Genomic DNA, 15865 nt, shown 5'->3' on the forward strand with positions numbered 1-15865 from the left:
TTTCATTATGAACAACCTTGAACTAGAACAACTTCTCAATCAAAAACTCAATTCGGACAAAATCAATGATTACGCACCGAACGGTTTGCAAGTAGAAGGCAAAGCCAATGTAAAAAAAATCATCACGGGGGTTACGGCCAGCCAAGCTTTAATTGATTACGCCGCTTTGCAAAACGCCGATGCGATTTTGGTTCATCACGGCTATTTTTGGAAAAGCGAAAATCCTTGCATTCGTGGAATGAAAGGCAAACGCATAAAAACCTTGTTGGTTAATGACATTAATTTATACGGCTACCATTTACCTTTAGATATTCACCCCGAACTCGGTAACAATGCGCAACTGGCAATGTTGTTAGAAATTGAAAATTTACAACCACTAGAAAATAGCCCGAGCAGTATTCCTGTTTGGGGAACGCTACGCGAGCCGATTTCAGCCGCAGATTTTACGGCACGAATTGAAAATGTGCTAAATCGAAAACCATTAATTTGCACCGAAAACGGACCGCACTTGATTCGCAAAATCGGTATTTGTACCGGTGGTGGACAAGGCTATATTGATTTAGCCGCAATGCATGGTTGCGATGCTTTTATTACCGGTGAAGTATCCGAACAAACCGTTCATTCCGCACGAGAACAAGGTATTCACTTCTTTGCGGCAGGCCATCACGCCACGGAACGCTACGGAATTAGAGCCTTGGGAGAATGGCTTGCAAAAGAATACGGTTTTGAGGTGGAATTTAAAGATATTGACAATCCGGCATAAAAAATAAAACGACTGGTTCAACCAAAAGCCGATTCATTGCCCAAATTAGCTAAAACGGATATAATTCGCAAAATTTTTTATTCAACAAACAGGAAAAATTATGGGCTTCTTAACAGGTAAACGAATTTTAGTAACAGGGCTTGCAAGCAATCGTTCTATTGCTTACGGCATTGCAAAATCAATGAAAGAACAAGGCGCAGAGCTTGCCTTCACTTATTTAAACGATAAATTACAACCTCGAGTAGAAGAATTTGCCAAAGAATTCGGTTCTGACATCGTATTACCCTTAGATGTTGCAACAGATGAAAGCATTCAAAACTGCTTTGCGGAACTAAACAAACACTGGGATAAATTTGACGGTTTCGTTCACGCCATCGCATTTGCACCGGGCGATCAATTAGATGGTGATTATGTGAATGCGGCAACCCGTGAAGGCTATCGCATTGCACATGATATTAGTGCGTACAGCTTCGTTGCGATGGCACAAGCTGCCCGCCCATACTTAAATCCGAATGCGGCATTATTGACCCTCTCTTACTTAGGGGCGGAACGTGCAATCCCTAACTACAACGTAATGTGTTTAGCGAAAGCTTCATTAGAAGCGGCAACTCGTGTAATGGCTGCGGATTTAGGTAAAGAAGGTATTCGTGTAAATGCGATTTCTGCCGGCCCAATCCGTACGTTAGCGGCATCAGGCATTAAAAATTTCAAAAAAATGCTTTCCGCATTTGAGAAAACCGCCGCATTACGCCGTACCGTCACCATTGAAGATGTGGGCAATTCCGCTGCATTTTTATGTTCTGATTTAGCCTCCGGTATCACCGGTGAAATCGTTCACGTAGATGCAGGTTTCAGCATCACGGCAATGGGCGAATTAGGCGAAGAATAATATTTTATTATGATTTATCGGCAGGTTTAAATAACCTGCCTTTTCCATTTTGTAAGAGCGTATAATATACACACCAACCGTAAATAATCACTATGTTTCAAGATAATCCTCTACTTGCACAACTCAAACAACAAATTCACGATAGCAAAGAACGTGTGGAAGGCATCGTAAAAGGCACGGATAAAGCCTACGGTTTTTTAGAATGTGATAAAAAAACCTATTTCATTGCCCCACCTGCGATGAAAAAAGTGATGCACGGCGATAAAATTTCAGCCACCATTGAAAAACAAGGCGATAAAGAACAAGCCGAGCCGGAATCGCTAATCGAACCGATGCTCACGCGTTTTATCGCTAAAGTGCGGTTCAATAAAGACAAAAAATTACAGGTACTCGTGGATCACCCAAACATAAATCAACCGGTTGGTGCACAACAAGCGAAAGCCGTAAAAGAAGAACTGCAAGAAGGCGACTGGGTGGTCGCCAATTTAAAAACCCATCCGTTGAGAGATGATCGTTTTTTCTATGCAACCATTAATCAATTTATCTGCCGAGCCGATGATGAATTTGCACCTTGGTGGGTAACCCTCGCTCGCCATGAGCAATCACGTTATCCGGTACAAGGGGCGGAGCATTATGAAATGTTGGATCAACAAGCTCGCAAAGATCTGACCGCACTTCATTTCGTCACCATAGACAGTGAAAGTACGCAAGATATGGATGATGCGCTTTACATTGAACCGATTGAACAAAATGGCGAACAAAGCGGCTGGAAACTGGTTGTGGCGATTGCCGATCCGACAGCCTATATCGCACTAGATTCTCAAATTGAAAAAGATGCCAAACAGCGTTGCTTCACCAACTACTTACCGGGTTTCAACATTCCAATGTTACCCCGTGAATTGTCTGACGAACTTTGTTCCTTAATGGCAAATGAAATTCGCCCGGCATTGGTTTGCTATATCGAAACGGACTTACAAGGTAACATCACGGCAAAACCGCACTTTGTTTCCGCCCACGTACAATCGAAAGCGAAATTGGCTTATAACAATGTTTCCGATTATTTGGAACAAACCCCGAACGCATGGCAGCCGGAAACCAACGAAATTGCCGAACAAATTCACCGTTTGCACCAATTCACCCTTTCACGGATAAACTGGCGCAAAACCCATTCTTTATTATTTAAAGAAAAACCGGACTACTCTTTTGTGCTTGCTGAAAACGGTAAAGTACAAGAAATCAAAGCCGAACATCGCCGTATTGCGAATCAAATTGTGGAAGAATCGATGATTATTGCGAACATTTGTGCTGCGCAATTTCTGAATGAAAATGCACAAACGGGGATCTTCAACACACACAGTGGATTTGATAAAAAATTCTTAGAAAATGCCCATCATTTCTTAATGGCAAATTTAAGCAATGAAGAAAACCAAGCAGAACTGGCAAAACGTTATTCTGTGGAAAATCTGGTAACTTTAAACGGCTATTGCCAAATGCGCCACGATATTGAACCGATTGAGGGCGATTATTTGGAGCTTCGTTTACGCCGTTATTTAACCTTTGCCGAATTTAAAGCCGAATTAGCACCGCACTTTGGCTTAGGATTAGAGGGCTATGCGACTTGGACATCACCGATTCGTAAATACTCGGATATGGTGAATCACCGTTTAATCAAAGCCGTTCTCACCCAACAGCCCTGCGAGAAACCGCAAGATGAGGTGCTGACTCGTTTACAAGAAGCACGCCGCCAAAATCGTTTAGTTGAACGTGATGTTGCAGATTGGCTATATTGCCGCTATCTTGCCGATAAAGTTGCTGAAAATGCGGAATTTGAGGCGGAAGTACAAGATGTAATGCGTGGCGGTTTACGTGTGCAGTTGTTAGAAAATGGCGCATCAATGTTCGTTCCCGCCTCAACTATTCACAATAACAAAGAAGAAATGTTGGTAAATTCGGACGAACTCGCTCTTTATATTAAAGGTGAGCGTGCTTATAAAATCGGTGATCTGATAAAAGTAAAACTCACGGAAGTGAAAGAAGAAACAAGAAGTATCATTAGTTCTGTGATTTTCTAGTATAAAAAACCAAGTGCGATCAAAATTACTGTATTGTATCAGTTGCACAATGTAAAAAGCAGGGTGGGCAACAAGTTGCCCACCATTGAAATTCCCCTTTGGATCGGTGGGCAAAAATTTGCCCATCCTACGGAATCCTTATTTAACAATATTTGTGCAATTGCGACATAATAATGCAAAATTACATCAAATTTTAACCGCACTTTCCATCTCTCATTTTATACCTATAACGCAATCTCATCTAAAGAGCGCCCGAAACTAGGTAGGAATACTTGGAGAAAGTAGTCCATTTCTTGGCTATGCCATTGTTTCATCAGTGTTTCTAAACGTTTTTTTGCAGTTTTAAATTCTTGGTTACCATGTTCCAATTCAAATTTGGCTTTAATGTAAGCGCAAATTAAATCCGCCTGTTTTACGATATGTTTTTCTTCTTCCGAGAAAATTTCACTGTCAAGATAAGGCGTAAACTCCCCTTGTAATTCGGCAGGCAAAAGGCTGATAAGGTGCAATTCCGCAGCACTTTCAATATGTTTATAAGCCTGTGTGATTTCAGGGTTGAAATATTTTATCGGAGTAGGTAAATCACCGGTAAATATTTCGGAAGTATCGTGATACATCGCAATCACGGCAATATGTTCGGGATTTGTTTTACCGGCAAAAAATTTATTTTTGATGATCGCCAAAGCTTGTGCCACGAATGCCACTTGTAAACTATGTTCGGCAAGATTTTCCTTTTCAATATTACGCATTAACGACCAGCGTTGAATCAAACGCAAACGATCCAAACAAGCAAAAAAGTGGCTGGTTTTAATTTCCATACAACCTCTAATTAGACGGCAATTCCTCAACCATCACCGGTAGATCAAATACCCGCCCCAGACGGGCAATGGTAACCATAACCTGCGTATTCGGTTTGGTATTTGCAATGATTTGCATAATTTCAGGAGCAGAAATACCTTCCCGATTATTTAATTTCAAAATTACATCACCCACTTGAATGCCTGCCTTTTCTGCCGGGCTATTAGGACTTACTCCTGTAATAACAATCCCTTCTCTACCGGAATTAATATCACTTTGTACGCCAAAATAGCCGCGAATGACACGACCATCACGAATAATTTTATGCAATACGTCATTTGCAATGTCCATTGGAATCGCAAAATTTAACCCTTCGGCAATTTCGTTTGATGTTTTACCGATACTGAGCGTGCTGATTCCCACTAATTCTCCGGCTGAATTAATTAACGCACCACCTGAATTACCGCGATTAATTGAGGCATCCGTTTGAATGAAATTCTGTCTGCCCAGCGAATCCCCCACGGCACTGCGCCCTACCGCACTGATAATCCCTTGAGAGACACTTTGCCCTAAGTTGTAAGGATTACCGATAGCAAGCACAATATCCCCCACGTGTACTTGGCGTTTTGGATTTTGCGGAATCGTAGAAAGATTATTCGCCTGAATCTTCAAAACGGCAAGATCCGTCAAATTATCTGATCCCACCAGATTTGCTTCATAAATATTACCATTTTGTAATGCCACTACAATTTGATCGGCATTTTGAATAACGTGTTTATTGGTGAGAATATAGCCGTCTTGGCTCATAATTACGCCGGAACCCAAATTATTTACTCGCAGCTGATCCTCATCATTAATACTCGCAGATGAAAAAGAACGGTTATAGACATTGACTACTGCCGGAGAAGCAATCCGCACCGCATTTTTAAACGACATAATATCGTCTGAAGTCGTAATGCTATTTGTATTTAGCCGAGGTACTGCGAAAAGAATGACTCCCGCAGCAGCTAATCCCCAAAGGGCGGCATGAAAAAGTTTTTTAAACATTTAAGATCCTTTCGGCTTATAAGTTAATTTTATATCATCACCGATCTGTTGAAATTCGTCTAATTGCCATAAAGGCGCATCCGCCAACTTTGTTAAATGAGGGAGTTGGCATAGCCCACGAGCCTGCTCACCCAATAATTTCGGTGCAACATAAATAATGAGTTCATCCGCTAATTTTTGCTCAATCAAACTACCGGCTAAATTTGCCCCCGCTTCTACCCAAAGGGTATTAATTTGACGTTTACCCAATTCAATCATCAATTCGGATAATACATTTTCTTTAGGCACAAGTATTTGTTCGCAAAAATCGGGAAAACTCGAAAGCTCCCGCGCTTCGCTTGAAACCAACCAAACGGGGGCGTTCGTTTCAAATAATTTATGAGTAGGTTGAATGCGATGTTTAGAATCCAGAATCACCCGAATGGGTTGGCGCACGGTTTCTTTGGCATAATCTTTTTTAAGCTCATCGGGAAAATCTTCCCAACGCACATTTAAACTCGGGTTATCTGCCAATACAGTTGATGAAGTTGATAAAAGTGCGGATGATTTTGCCCGCATTTTTTGTACATCGGAACGAGAAGCCGCATTCGTAATCCATTTGCTTTCCCCACTCGCCATCGCCGTTCTGCCGTCAAGGGTCATTGCTAATTTCAATTGAACGAAAGGCACGCCTTGACGCATTCTCTTTAAAAAACCTTTATTGAGATTTTCAGCAGAATCATTCAATAAATTAACCGCACTTTTAATGCCCGCATCAACAAGCATTTTCAATCCCTTGCCGGCAACTTGTGGATTCGGATCTTGCATTGCGGCAACCACTCTCACCACCCCGGCTTCAATTAACCCCAATGCACAAGGCGGTGTACGTCCATAATGTGAGCAAGGTTCTAAAGTAACGTAAGCCGTCGCCCCTTTTGCATTATCCCCAGCTTGTGCCAAAGCGACACGTTCTGCGTGGGGTTGCCCTGCTTTGAAGTGAAAGCCCTCGCCTACAATTTTTCCCTCTTTCACCAATACACAGCCCACGCTAGGATTCGGCGAGGTGGTATATACACCTTTCGCCGCTAAATCTAACGCACGTTGCATAAACTGACGATCTTGTGCAGAAAATTCAGGCATCATTAATCCTTCAGGCTTTCAATTTCTTTAGTAAATTGGTTGATATTGTCGAAGCTCAAATAAACTGAGGCAAAACGAATATAAGCAACCTTATCCAATTCTTTTAGCGCATTCATTGCGAGCTTGCCCACTAATTGGCTTGGCACTTCACGCTCCCCGGTGGCACGTAGCTGAATAATGATATGATTAATGGCTTTTTCCACATCATCAGAACTCACCGGGCGTTTTTCCAACGCATGCAAAATGCCGCTACGAAGCTTATCTTCATTGAAAGGCTCACGCGAGCCATCGGTTTTAATAATTTTCGGTATCACTAACTCTGCGGTTTCAAAGGTCGTAAAACGCTCATGGCAATTACCGCACTCACGGCGGCGGCGAACCTGATAACCATCCGAAACCAAGCGGCTGTCAATTACTTTGGTTTCTTCCGTAGAACAAAATGGACAATGCATAGGACATCCTTATCAAAGAGGGGGCAACATCTTAACAAAAAAAGTCCCTTTTGACGATTTACTTTCCGCCTTTCTTAACCGTTTTCTTTTCCGGTTCGGCAAACATTAATCCGAACCAATTTTTCGTTTGCTCGATTAGTGCGGTTAAATTTTCTTCCTTCTCAAATTTTGTGGTTTGTGCCAACACACGAGACCAGTAGGGATCGGCTTTTTTCCTAGGGTTGCCGAATTTATGATCTTCCGCTAATTTTTTGAGTTTTTCTAAAATCGTTTCAAAATCGACCGCACTTTCCTCTTTTACAATGAAATCGGTGATTTTATCCACGGTTGGAATAAGTTGAATTTCAGACTGGCTTTGCAAATAAGCCTGCACATAAATTTGTAGCTGAGCCAAGGCGGTTTCAGGCGCTATCTGTGAAAACTCAATCCTCTTATCTTTCGTGATTAAAATCGGCGGCATCGCATTATTTTGCGTAACACATTGAATCAAATAATAAAGCCAAGGGCGAATACGATAGCGTTCTTTGTAATCGGCAAAACGCCATTCAATCACCCGTTCATCATCAAATATATTTTCTATGTAGCCGAACAAACGAACCTGTTGAGTTTTATCGCCCCACAAAACATCCAAATTAAAATCAATGGAAGCATTATGCGGTTTGCCAAGATCTTCAATTTTCTCTTTAAATTCCAGCACGGTATCCCGCACAGTTTCTGCTGCAACCTTGCCAAATTGAGCCCGTGGCAACACGCCTTTTACCGCAGCTTGCGCAAAATATTCATCAAATTTATACTCATCCGTATAAACAAGCGCGTTATTCAGTGCGTATTTATCCAATCCGCTTAAAACAAAATTTTCGCTGTCGGCAATACGATCATCTTCATCACGAAAATATACGCCTAATTGTTTTTCAAAGAAAAATTTCACCGGATTTTCCACAAAACGCACAAAACGATCCAACTCGATTTCCGTCATGTTTTCTCTATTATTCATCTTCACGATAAATTCTTTCTGCTGCGCACCGGCGTCTATTTTCGCCATCGGCAACCATTTGGCGGCAAAAGAGCGGTCAAAATTTTCGGTGTTTTTAAAATTGTTTGGGCTAAATGCCGTCATACTGTGTTGGTGAACAGGTATTTTTTGCTCGTCCCTTTGACCGTGATTAATATAATCCAGCAACTGCGTTACCAATACGGAAGGCGCTTTCGGTTGATTATCAGTAATTGAACGCCCGATATAGCTGATGTAACAATAATCTCTCGCCGCAAGTAAGGCTTCGAGGAATAAATAACGGTCGTCATCACGGCGTACACGATCGCCCTTTTGATGATGATATTGCATTAAATCAAAACTGTTCGGTGTTTGTGCGCGCGGATAATCCGCCTCGTTCATCCCCAACAAACACACCGCTTTAAAGGGTACCGAACGCATTGGTAATAATGTGCAAAAATTCACTTTCCCGGCTAAAAATTTCAGGCTGTTCGGCGTTTCTTCTAATTTAATCGTCATCACATCGGCAATCACATCAGCTTGTAACGGTGTATCAAAATGAAGCTCGGTTAAGTGCTCCGCTATTTCATTGATCTTTTCTTGAATATAAAACAATGTATCTTTTGTTTCTTCATTTTGCACAAAAAAATCTGCTAAAAGTGCGGTCAGTATTTCACGCCATTTTTCCATAGAATGCGTATGTTGAAGTTTTTCATACCAAGCCGAAAGCGCAGAGAAAAAATGTGATAATTTACCGGCAAGCAAACCTTTTAAGCCGTAACTACTGTCCAATCCGAGACTTTCTTGCCAGATACCGTGTTCTTCCCGCATCGCATACCCGAGCAGCATACGTTCCAAACCCGCTTGCCAAGAATTAAAATTCACGCCATTTTGCAGTTTTTGCAAACCGAAACGAATGCCGGCATCCGCCACCCACTCGCGCGCTAAAGGCAAATCGGAAAGTGAAATATCAAAACGCTCACGTATTGCCGGAACATCTAATAAAGTCAAAATCTCTTCCGCACTAAACGTGCTTTCTTTCAAGCGCAATAAGGTTAAATAGCAGGAAACCAGCACATCACTTTCCGATAATTTGTTATCGGAAATGGAAAACGGAATCAAAGGTGCATTACCATTTTTTTGCCCGAAAACCGCCTGAATATAAGGGGTGTATTGATTAATATCCGCCACCATAACGACGATATCTTTCGGGGTTAATGTCGGATCTTGGTTGAATAAGTCCAGTAAGTAATCCTGCAATACTTCCACTTCCCGCATCGCACTATGGCAGGAATGAACCGTTAAAGTGCGGTCATTTTTTTCAATTTTTAAAGACCGGTTTTCTAAATGTAAAATATGTGATTGCAGCTGACCGAGTAGGGTCGAATTTGAAATATCCTCATAAGCGTTCACAGAGTAAGTTTCGATTCGCTCTTCGTCTCGTACTAAAGTGTAAAGAAAATCACGTCCCATTTTTCCCCAAGCGGCAAGCAACGGATTACCGATTTGGAGATTCTCATCGTGATAAGTCGTCTCAAGGTCGCCTTGTTCTAATTGTGATATTTGCCCTTCCGAAAAGAGCGGTTGGATTTCATTTTGTTTTTGATAATCACGGCGCATACGGGAGCGTAAATAATCCATACGTAAATCACGAATATCACCCCAATATTCTTGGCTTGGATTATTGAAAAACAAATGGATATCCACTTCCGATGATATCGCTTGCAGAATGGATAAATATGCCTTTGGTAGTGCAGAAATACCGAAAATAAATATGCGTTCGGGTAATTTTTTAGCTCGATTTTTATCATTTAATAAGGCTAAAAATTGCTCGTGTAAGGCGGCACGGTGCATAGCTTGATCGCCCATATCCGCTTTTATATTCGCCACTAATGCACGCCATAATGTCCCTTGCCACGCCACATTATCTTGAATTTGTTGCAACAATGTTTCATTTAAATGAGATTGTTGCATTTCAATTTGCGCTGTAATATTTTCGTCTTCCCCCCTTTCCCAAGCAAAAATCCATTCAGGGCGATAAACTAAATATTGGTCGAATAAATCGGCGATTTTACTACTTAATTGATAGCGTTTATATTGTTCGGAATGGTGCGAAGAAGCCAAATAATGACGCAAAGGCGCAAAACTTTCCCGCATTAAAAAATCAGGAATTAAGTCCATTAAACGCCACATCATTGCCTCTTTATCAAAAGGATTTTGCAAAGAAACCGCCGGTAAGTTATCCGCATAAAGTTGCCAAATAAAGGTTGCCGGCATCGGGAAAGTCAAATTAGCGGAAATCCCGTTCTTCTTTGCCAAAGCCATTTGTAGCCACTGTGCCATTCCGGGACTTTGCACCAAAATAATATCTTGTTGAAAAGGATCTTCAGGAGGAAGCGTTTTAAAGACTTCGGCAAGAATCTCTTTTTGTTTTTCAAGCTGATTGGAATAATAAACGATAAACACCGCGGCAACCTATGATGGAAAGAGCAGAATAATGTGCACTATTTTACTCGGTTTTCAGCGAAAATTCACCCTTCGGATACTGAATCACGACTTGATCGCTTTGGCATTGTACTTGAAATATTATACCGTTTTGCTGTACGTATTGCTCACAAGGTAATCCTAAAAATTGCCGTTGCGCCTGATTTTCGGCAATTTGTAACGCTTGAAAATCATAATAGATTTTGACCGCACTTTTGCGCTGGTTCGCCGTCCATTGATTAAATGCCAAAAACAAGGCGCTAAACAATGCAAGCGTAAACATTAAGGAAATCAACGATATTCCCCTATTCACTTGATATTTTAAAATCACTCCAACTTTTCTCCGCCAATTGCCACTTGCTATATTGCCGCACCAAAGGCTCGATCACTTTTTTGCCATAAGCCACCGTAACGCCTTCCAAAGTTAAAGTTCCGGCGGTGATTACCGTTCCGCTGATTCGCCCGTTTCCTCGAAGTGTTAAATCACCTTCAGCAATTACAATCCCTTGTACCTTGCCATTGATTTCCCAAGTTGTTTGATGTTGATCAAACCAATAAATTTGCGGCATTTTGTTTGTCACCAACGGATTTGCAGGTTGTAAAAAGTGCGGTCGAAATTCACTAAGATTTTCCATACGGATAAAATGATCGAACAAGCCTTGATTAACCCCTTTCGTGGGCGTTTTCTTAAATATTGCGACACGCCGACACCAAAGCGAATATTGAATCGCATCGTTCGCACCATCCAACGTAATAGAAATCTGTCTAGCCTTCTCCGAATTATCCAAAGGCAAGTTTTTACAGACATTTTGTTTTTCGATTGAGGTCATTTTTTGCAATGTTAATGTACGTTCAACGTAATGTTTTCGCTGCATTTGCCGGGCAAGAAAAAAATGTAAGGTACTCTCATCAAATAATAAAATCACCACTAATAGCCCTGAAATAAAGATCAAAATCGTGGCGGTTACAATACCTTTCCTTGCTTTTATTGATTCCATAGCGCCACCACCATAGCGGTTTCATAATAAATCTCAGGATAATTTCTTAAACTACCGCCAAGCCGGATTTCAATCCCCTTTCCTTCGGCTAAAGGATTAAATTGCAAGCGGGTTATTTCATATTCCTTTTCATCCAATAAATCAGTCCAACCTCCACCGGCATTGCAAGCACTTTGTTGAAGTGCTTTTTGGCATTCATCGGATTTGCAATTCGTCTTAATCGCACTTTTGTAAGTTTGTTTGGTTTCGATCATTTTGCCATTCAATTTATAACCGAAAAGTTCTTTTTCGATACTTTTTGCGACATTTTGATCGCCATTGATACAAGTATTTTTAGTGTATTTTTCACCAATACAACCGTTTGCATTCAGATCATAAAAAAACAAAACGCAGCTATTTTGAGCTGCATTATCCGCCTGAGAAATCACCAAAGCGCTTCCCTTTTCATCTAATTCAAACAAATCCAGATTACTTTCAATTAATTTATCGTTGAGAGCCCGAAAGCCGACACGGCGCAGATCTTTACCGATAAGTTGGAGCGTGCGTTGAATTTCCGCCTGTAGTTTTAAACGTAAAAAGACTTTTCGATTTTGAATTTGCGTATCCGCATAAAACTGTGAAATCACGAATAAAAGTGCGGTGGAAATTGCCAATGAAATCATTAGACTAAGTAAAGTTTGCCCTTTTAACATCATTTTATCCGGTACAAGCACTGGCGGATTGATTCGGTTTCAATTTCAAACTGCCAACATTAAAAAAGGAAAACAGGGTTCTTTCTTCACCTGCTTGTAATAAGAAACAGTTGGAATCAATGGTGTTACGAACACCGTTAAAACGGGCTACCTCTATAGGATAAATCTTGGGGCTCACAATCATCGTTTTCTCCGTAAAGTAAGGATAATAAAAATGTGCGTAAACTTCTTTTGGGCAATTTGTCGGCTGCAAACAGTCACAAAGTTTGTCATTTTTCACTTGGGCGGTCATACACCATTGCTGTGTTGCAGGATTACGATTTGCCAAAATAAACCAAATTTCAGAAGAACTTTCAGCCCTTGCTTGAATTTGCCGTAGGAATAAATAGAGGCGATGTTGCTCTTTCGCTAAAATCATTTTGTTATCATCCCTTTGCCAAAGAGGCGCAGTAATGCTCAAGGCAATGCTGATAATTGCCAAACTAATTAATAATTCGATTAATGTTGCCCCTTTCCGCATAAAACGCCCTCAATTTCAACCGCACTTTAAAATATTTTTTGTAACTGACAACAAAGGCAAATTATTTTTACGATACGGATCACAAACTTTAGTAAAAGGAGCTTAAAAATCGTGTTTTTACGATTTTCGACTGGTCATTTTGGCAAATATCGCTATAATGATGCGGAATTTTCTGTTCTTTAAAATCTGGTGGAAATATGAATCCAATGTTAAATATCGCCATTCGTGCGGCACGAAGAGCGGGCAACGTGATTGCTAAGAATTATGAACGCCGCGATGACATCGAAAGCGCACAAAAAGGTATCAATGATTATGTAACTAATGTGGATAAATCTGCAGAAGCGGAAATCATTCAAATCATTAAAAAATCCTATCCCGATCATACTATCATCACCGAAGAAACCGGTGCTATTGAAGGAAAAGACAGCGATGTTCAATGGATTATTGATCCGCTGGATGGCACCCGCAACTTTATGAACGGTCTTCCGCATTTTGCCGTGTCAATCGCAATCCGAGTCAAAAATCGTACCGAAGTGGGTGTGGTTTATGATCCAATCCGTAACGAACTCTTTACCGCCGTTCGTGGCGAAGGCGCAAAATTAAATGAAGTGCGTTTACGCGTAGATAGCAAACGTGAGCTCCAGGGTGCGATTCTTGCTACCGGTTTTCCATTCAAACAACCTAAATTTATGTCAACGCAATTTGCAATGATGAATCTCCTCATTGAAGATGCGGCTGATTTTCGTCGCACCGGTTCGGCGGCATTAGATTTATGTTATGTGGCTTCAAGCCGTGTCGACGGTTATTTTGAAATGGGCTTGAAAGCTTGGGATTGCGCTGCAGGTGATTTAATCGTGCGTGAAGCCGGTGGCTTAGTATGCGACTTTGAAGCAGGTTCAGGCTATTTACGCAGCGGTAATATCATCGCCGCACCGGCACGTGTATTAAAAGAAATGCTGAACAAAATTCGTCCTTGCTTAGACGCTGAGTTTAAAAACTAAAAATCCCTTCAAAATACCGTATTTTAAATAAAAAAATACGGTATTTTTATTTTTACAAAAAAGAACTATTCTCATTAAAAAAGGTGTGTATAATACAGGTGTTTTTTTTAAACAGGAGAATATATGAAAAACACCGCTAAACTACTTTTTGTTTCTCTTTTTTTATTCGCTTCCTCACTTGCTCAGGCAGTAACGGTTACCGATGAAAAAGGTGAATTCATTCTTGATAAAACACCGACCCGTATTATTGCATTAGAGTATTCTTTTGTAGATGCACTTGCACAAGTGGGTATAAGCCCTGTCGGTGTGGCTGATGATAATGACACATCACGTATTTTGAAAGAGGTACGGGAAAAAATTCAACCATGGCAATCCGTGGGTACCCGTTCACAACCAAGCCTTGAAGTCATCGCTTCCCTAAAACCCGATTTAATTATTGCCGACCCTTCTCGTCATACGGCAGTGTATGAAGAGTTGAAAAAAATTGCCCCTACGGTAATGTTTGATTCCCGCCATGAAAGCTATCAAGACAATCTCAAAACGGCACAGAAGATCGGTGATATTGTAGGTAAAAGTAACGAAATGAAAGCTAAAATCAATGAACATAATGCTTTCATCGCCAAAATAAAACAAAATATCCACGTAAAAGGAGAAAGCGCTGTTTTCGGCACATCTCGTGAAAATAAATTCACCTTTCAAAACAATACCGCTTATGTACCAAGTTTCTTAGAACACCTCGGTTTTTCTCCCGCCACGGTTAAAAATAATCCTCAAAGTTTAATAGAAATTAATCTTGAACAGTTAGTAATGGAAAAACCACAATGGTTATTTATCGCACATTATCGTGATGAAAGTATCGCTCGTAAATGGGAAACCGACCCCCTTTGGAAAGCGATTCCTGCGGTGAAATCTCATCACGTTTTTGCTGTTGACCCTTTTATTTGGGCACGTGGTAGAGGTTTAGAAGCCAGCAAAGTTATGGCGACACAGATTGAGCAATTTGTAAATCAAAAATAATGTGGCAAACAATTTTTCGTTGGATACTCCCTCTCGGTTTACTGGCTTTCTTATTATGGGGAAGCCTGTTTTTATATTATCCCATTGAAATTCAACCGATTGCTGCATTACAAGTCTTTTTACCCGATTCAACCGACGAACTGGCGCAAATTACGGTAATTGATTTACGGCTACCGCGAACTTTGGTTGCCCTGGCATTAGGAGCCACTCTTTCTGTGGCAGGTGCATTACTACAAACAATTACCCGTAATCCCTTGGCTTCGCCTTCGTTATTGAGTGTCAATTCAGGCGCTGCATTAGCTATGGTATCGGTCACAACGTTAAGCCCCACGCTGGTAAATGGATATAGCATTGCTTTTATTGCCGCATTAGGAGGAGGAGCAAGTTGGTTGTTAGTGATGATAATCAGCAATGCTTGGCAAGATAATCAAGGCGAACGTAGCCGTGTAATTTTAGCCGGGGTTGCAGTCTCCCTACTTTGTGCCGCCCTAACAAAACTTGTACTCATTGTAGCGGAAGATCACGCATTCGGCATTATGAGTTGGCTTGCCGGGGGGATTTCGCACGCCCGCTGGGCGCAATGGCAGCAGCTCTATCCTTTCCTTATTTTGACCGCACTTTTCTGCCTCCTTTTTGCAGGTCAGCTTAATCTGTTGAGTTTAAGCGATGAATCTGCCCAATCTTTAGGGGTAAACTTATTCCGCTTGCGTTGGTATGCAAATGTAATGGGACTGCTGATTGTTGGAGCGGCAGTAAGTGTAGCCGGTCCTATTGCCTTTATAGGTCTGCTCGTACCACATCTGGCACGTTATTGGATTGGCTATGATCTACGCAAAGCCTTACCAATGGCAATGTTACTCGGGGCGATTTTAATGTTGATGGCAGACTTGATTGCAAGAGCTGTCAATTTTCCAAGCGAAGTCCCTGCCGGCGCAGTACTTGCATTAATCGGTGCGCCAATATTTGTCTTATTTGCAAAAGGAAAGCGATAATGCCCTCTTTATCTGCGTTAAAAATTCGCC

15 protein-coding genes are annotated in these 15865 nt (G+C 41.2%); 6 read left to right on the forward strand and 9 right to left on the reverse strand.

Translation table 11 applies throughout. From position 1 onward, the window contains the following. The first annotated feature begins 7 nt into the window (after positions 1-7). The 3 genes from IHV77_RS01230 (at position 8) to rnb (ending at position 3724) form a co-directional block, all read left to right on the forward strand. On the forward strand, positions 8-763 hold the full coding sequence (locus IHV77_RS01230) for a Nif3-like dinuclear metal center hexameric protein (RefSeq protein ID WP_194812359.1): 756 nt from the start codon (positions 8-10) through the stop codon (positions 761-763). 100 nt (positions 764-863) lie between these two features. Beyond that, on the forward strand, positions 864-1652 hold the full coding sequence (locus IHV77_RS01235) for an enoyl-ACP reductase FabI (RefSeq protein WP_194812360.1): 789 nt from the start codon (positions 864-866) through the stop codon (positions 1650-1652). A gap of 92 nt (positions 1653-1744) precedes the next feature. Beyond that, positions 1745-3724, forward strand: a complete 1980-nt coding sequence (gene rnb / locus IHV77_RS01240) for an exoribonuclease II (RefSeq protein ID WP_194812361.1) — start codon at positions 1745-1747, stop codon at positions 3722-3724. A gap of 224 nt (positions 3725-3948) precedes the next feature. Here the strand turns inward: rnb and yfbR are convergent, their stop codons facing one another. The 9 genes from yfbR to IHV77_RS01285 are packed head-to-tail and all read right to left on the reverse strand — an operon-like array spanning position 3949 to position 12825. Next, a complete protein-coding gene (yfbR, locus tag IHV77_RS01245) occupies positions 3949-4542 on the reverse strand; it encodes a 5'-deoxynucleotidase (protein WP_194812362.1) in 594 nt (197 codons plus the stop codon). Positions 4543-4549: 7 nt separating this feature from the next. Next, positions 4550-5569: an outer membrane-stress sensor serine endopeptidase DegS gene (gene degS / locus IHV77_RS01250; protein ID WP_194812363.1), complete on the reverse strand. Its 1020-nt coding sequence runs from the start codon at positions 5567-5569 to the stop codon at positions 4550-4552. Beyond that, complete coding sequence (gene ribD, locus IHV77_RS01255) at positions 5570-6688, reverse strand: bifunctional diaminohydroxyphosphoribosylaminopyrimidine deaminase/5-amino-6-(5-phosphoribosylamino)uracil reductase RibD (RefSeq protein ID WP_194812364.1); 1119 nt, start codon at positions 6686-6688, stop codon at positions 5570-5572. Positions 6689-6690: 2 nt separating this feature from the next. Beyond that, on the reverse strand, positions 6691-7140 hold the full coding sequence (gene nrdR / locus IHV77_RS01260; RefSeq protein WP_194812365.1) for a transcriptional regulator NrdR: 450 nt from the start codon (positions 7138-7140) through the stop codon (positions 6691-6693). Positions 7141-7198: 58 nt separating this feature from the next. Further along, positions 7199-10597, reverse strand: coding sequence for an exodeoxyribonuclease V subunit gamma (gene recC / locus IHV77_RS01265; protein ID WP_194812366.1), 3399 nt, complete (start codon positions 10595-10597; stop codon positions 7199-7201). A gap of 43 nt (positions 10598-10640) precedes the next feature. Continuing rightward, positions 10641-10928 carry a DUF5374 domain-containing protein gene (locus IHV77_RS01270; RefSeq protein ID WP_228550049.1) on the reverse strand — a complete coding sequence of 96 codons (288 nt, stop codon included), beginning with the start codon at positions 10926-10928 and terminating at the stop codon, positions 10641-10643. After that, positions 10921-11604: a DUF2572 family protein gene (locus tag IHV77_RS01275; RefSeq protein ID WP_194813186.1), complete on the reverse strand. Its 684-nt coding sequence runs from the start codon at positions 11602-11604 to the stop codon at positions 10921-10923. Before IHV77_RS01275 ends, IHV77_RS01270 begins: the two co-directional genes overlap by 8 nt. Next, positions 11601-12305, reverse strand: a complete 705-nt coding sequence (locus IHV77_RS01280) for a PulJ/GspJ family protein (RefSeq protein WP_194813187.1) — start codon at positions 12303-12305, stop codon at positions 11601-11603. Before IHV77_RS01280 ends, IHV77_RS01275 begins: the two co-directional genes overlap by 4 nt. Positions 12306-12309: 4 nt before the next feature. After that, positions 12310-12825, reverse strand: coding sequence for a type II secretion system protein (locus tag IHV77_RS01285; RefSeq protein WP_194812367.1), 516 nt, complete (start codon positions 12823-12825; stop codon positions 12310-12312). Positions 12826-13022: 197 nt separating this feature from the next. Here IHV77_RS01285 and suhB point away from each other — a divergent pair, with 197 nt between their 5' ends. The 3 genes from suhB (at position 13023) to fecC (ending at position 15835) form a co-directional block, all read left to right on the forward strand. Continuing rightward, positions 13023-13826, forward strand: a complete 804-nt coding sequence (suhB, locus tag IHV77_RS01290) for an inositol-1-monophosphatase (protein WP_194812368.1) — start codon at positions 13023-13025, stop codon at positions 13824-13826. A 123-nt stretch (positions 13827-13949) separates the two neighbouring features. Then, on the forward strand, positions 13950-14843 hold the full coding sequence (locus IHV77_RS01295; RefSeq protein ID WP_194812369.1) for a Fe(3+) dicitrate ABC transporter substrate-binding protein: 894 nt from the start codon (positions 13950-13952) through the stop codon (positions 14841-14843). Then, a complete protein-coding gene (fecC, locus tag IHV77_RS01300; RefSeq protein WP_194812370.1) occupies positions 14843-15835 on the forward strand; it encodes an iron-dicitrate ABC transporter permease FecC in 993 nt (330 codons plus the stop codon). Before IHV77_RS01295 ends, fecC begins: the two co-directional genes overlap by 1 nt. Positions 15836-15865: the final 30 nt, after the last annotated feature.

The sequence above is a fragment of the Rodentibacter haemolyticus genome, from assembly GCF_015356115.1.
Taxonomy (GTDB): Bacteria; Pseudomonadota; Gammaproteobacteria; order Enterobacterales; family Pasteurellaceae; genus Rodentibacter; species Rodentibacter haemolyticus.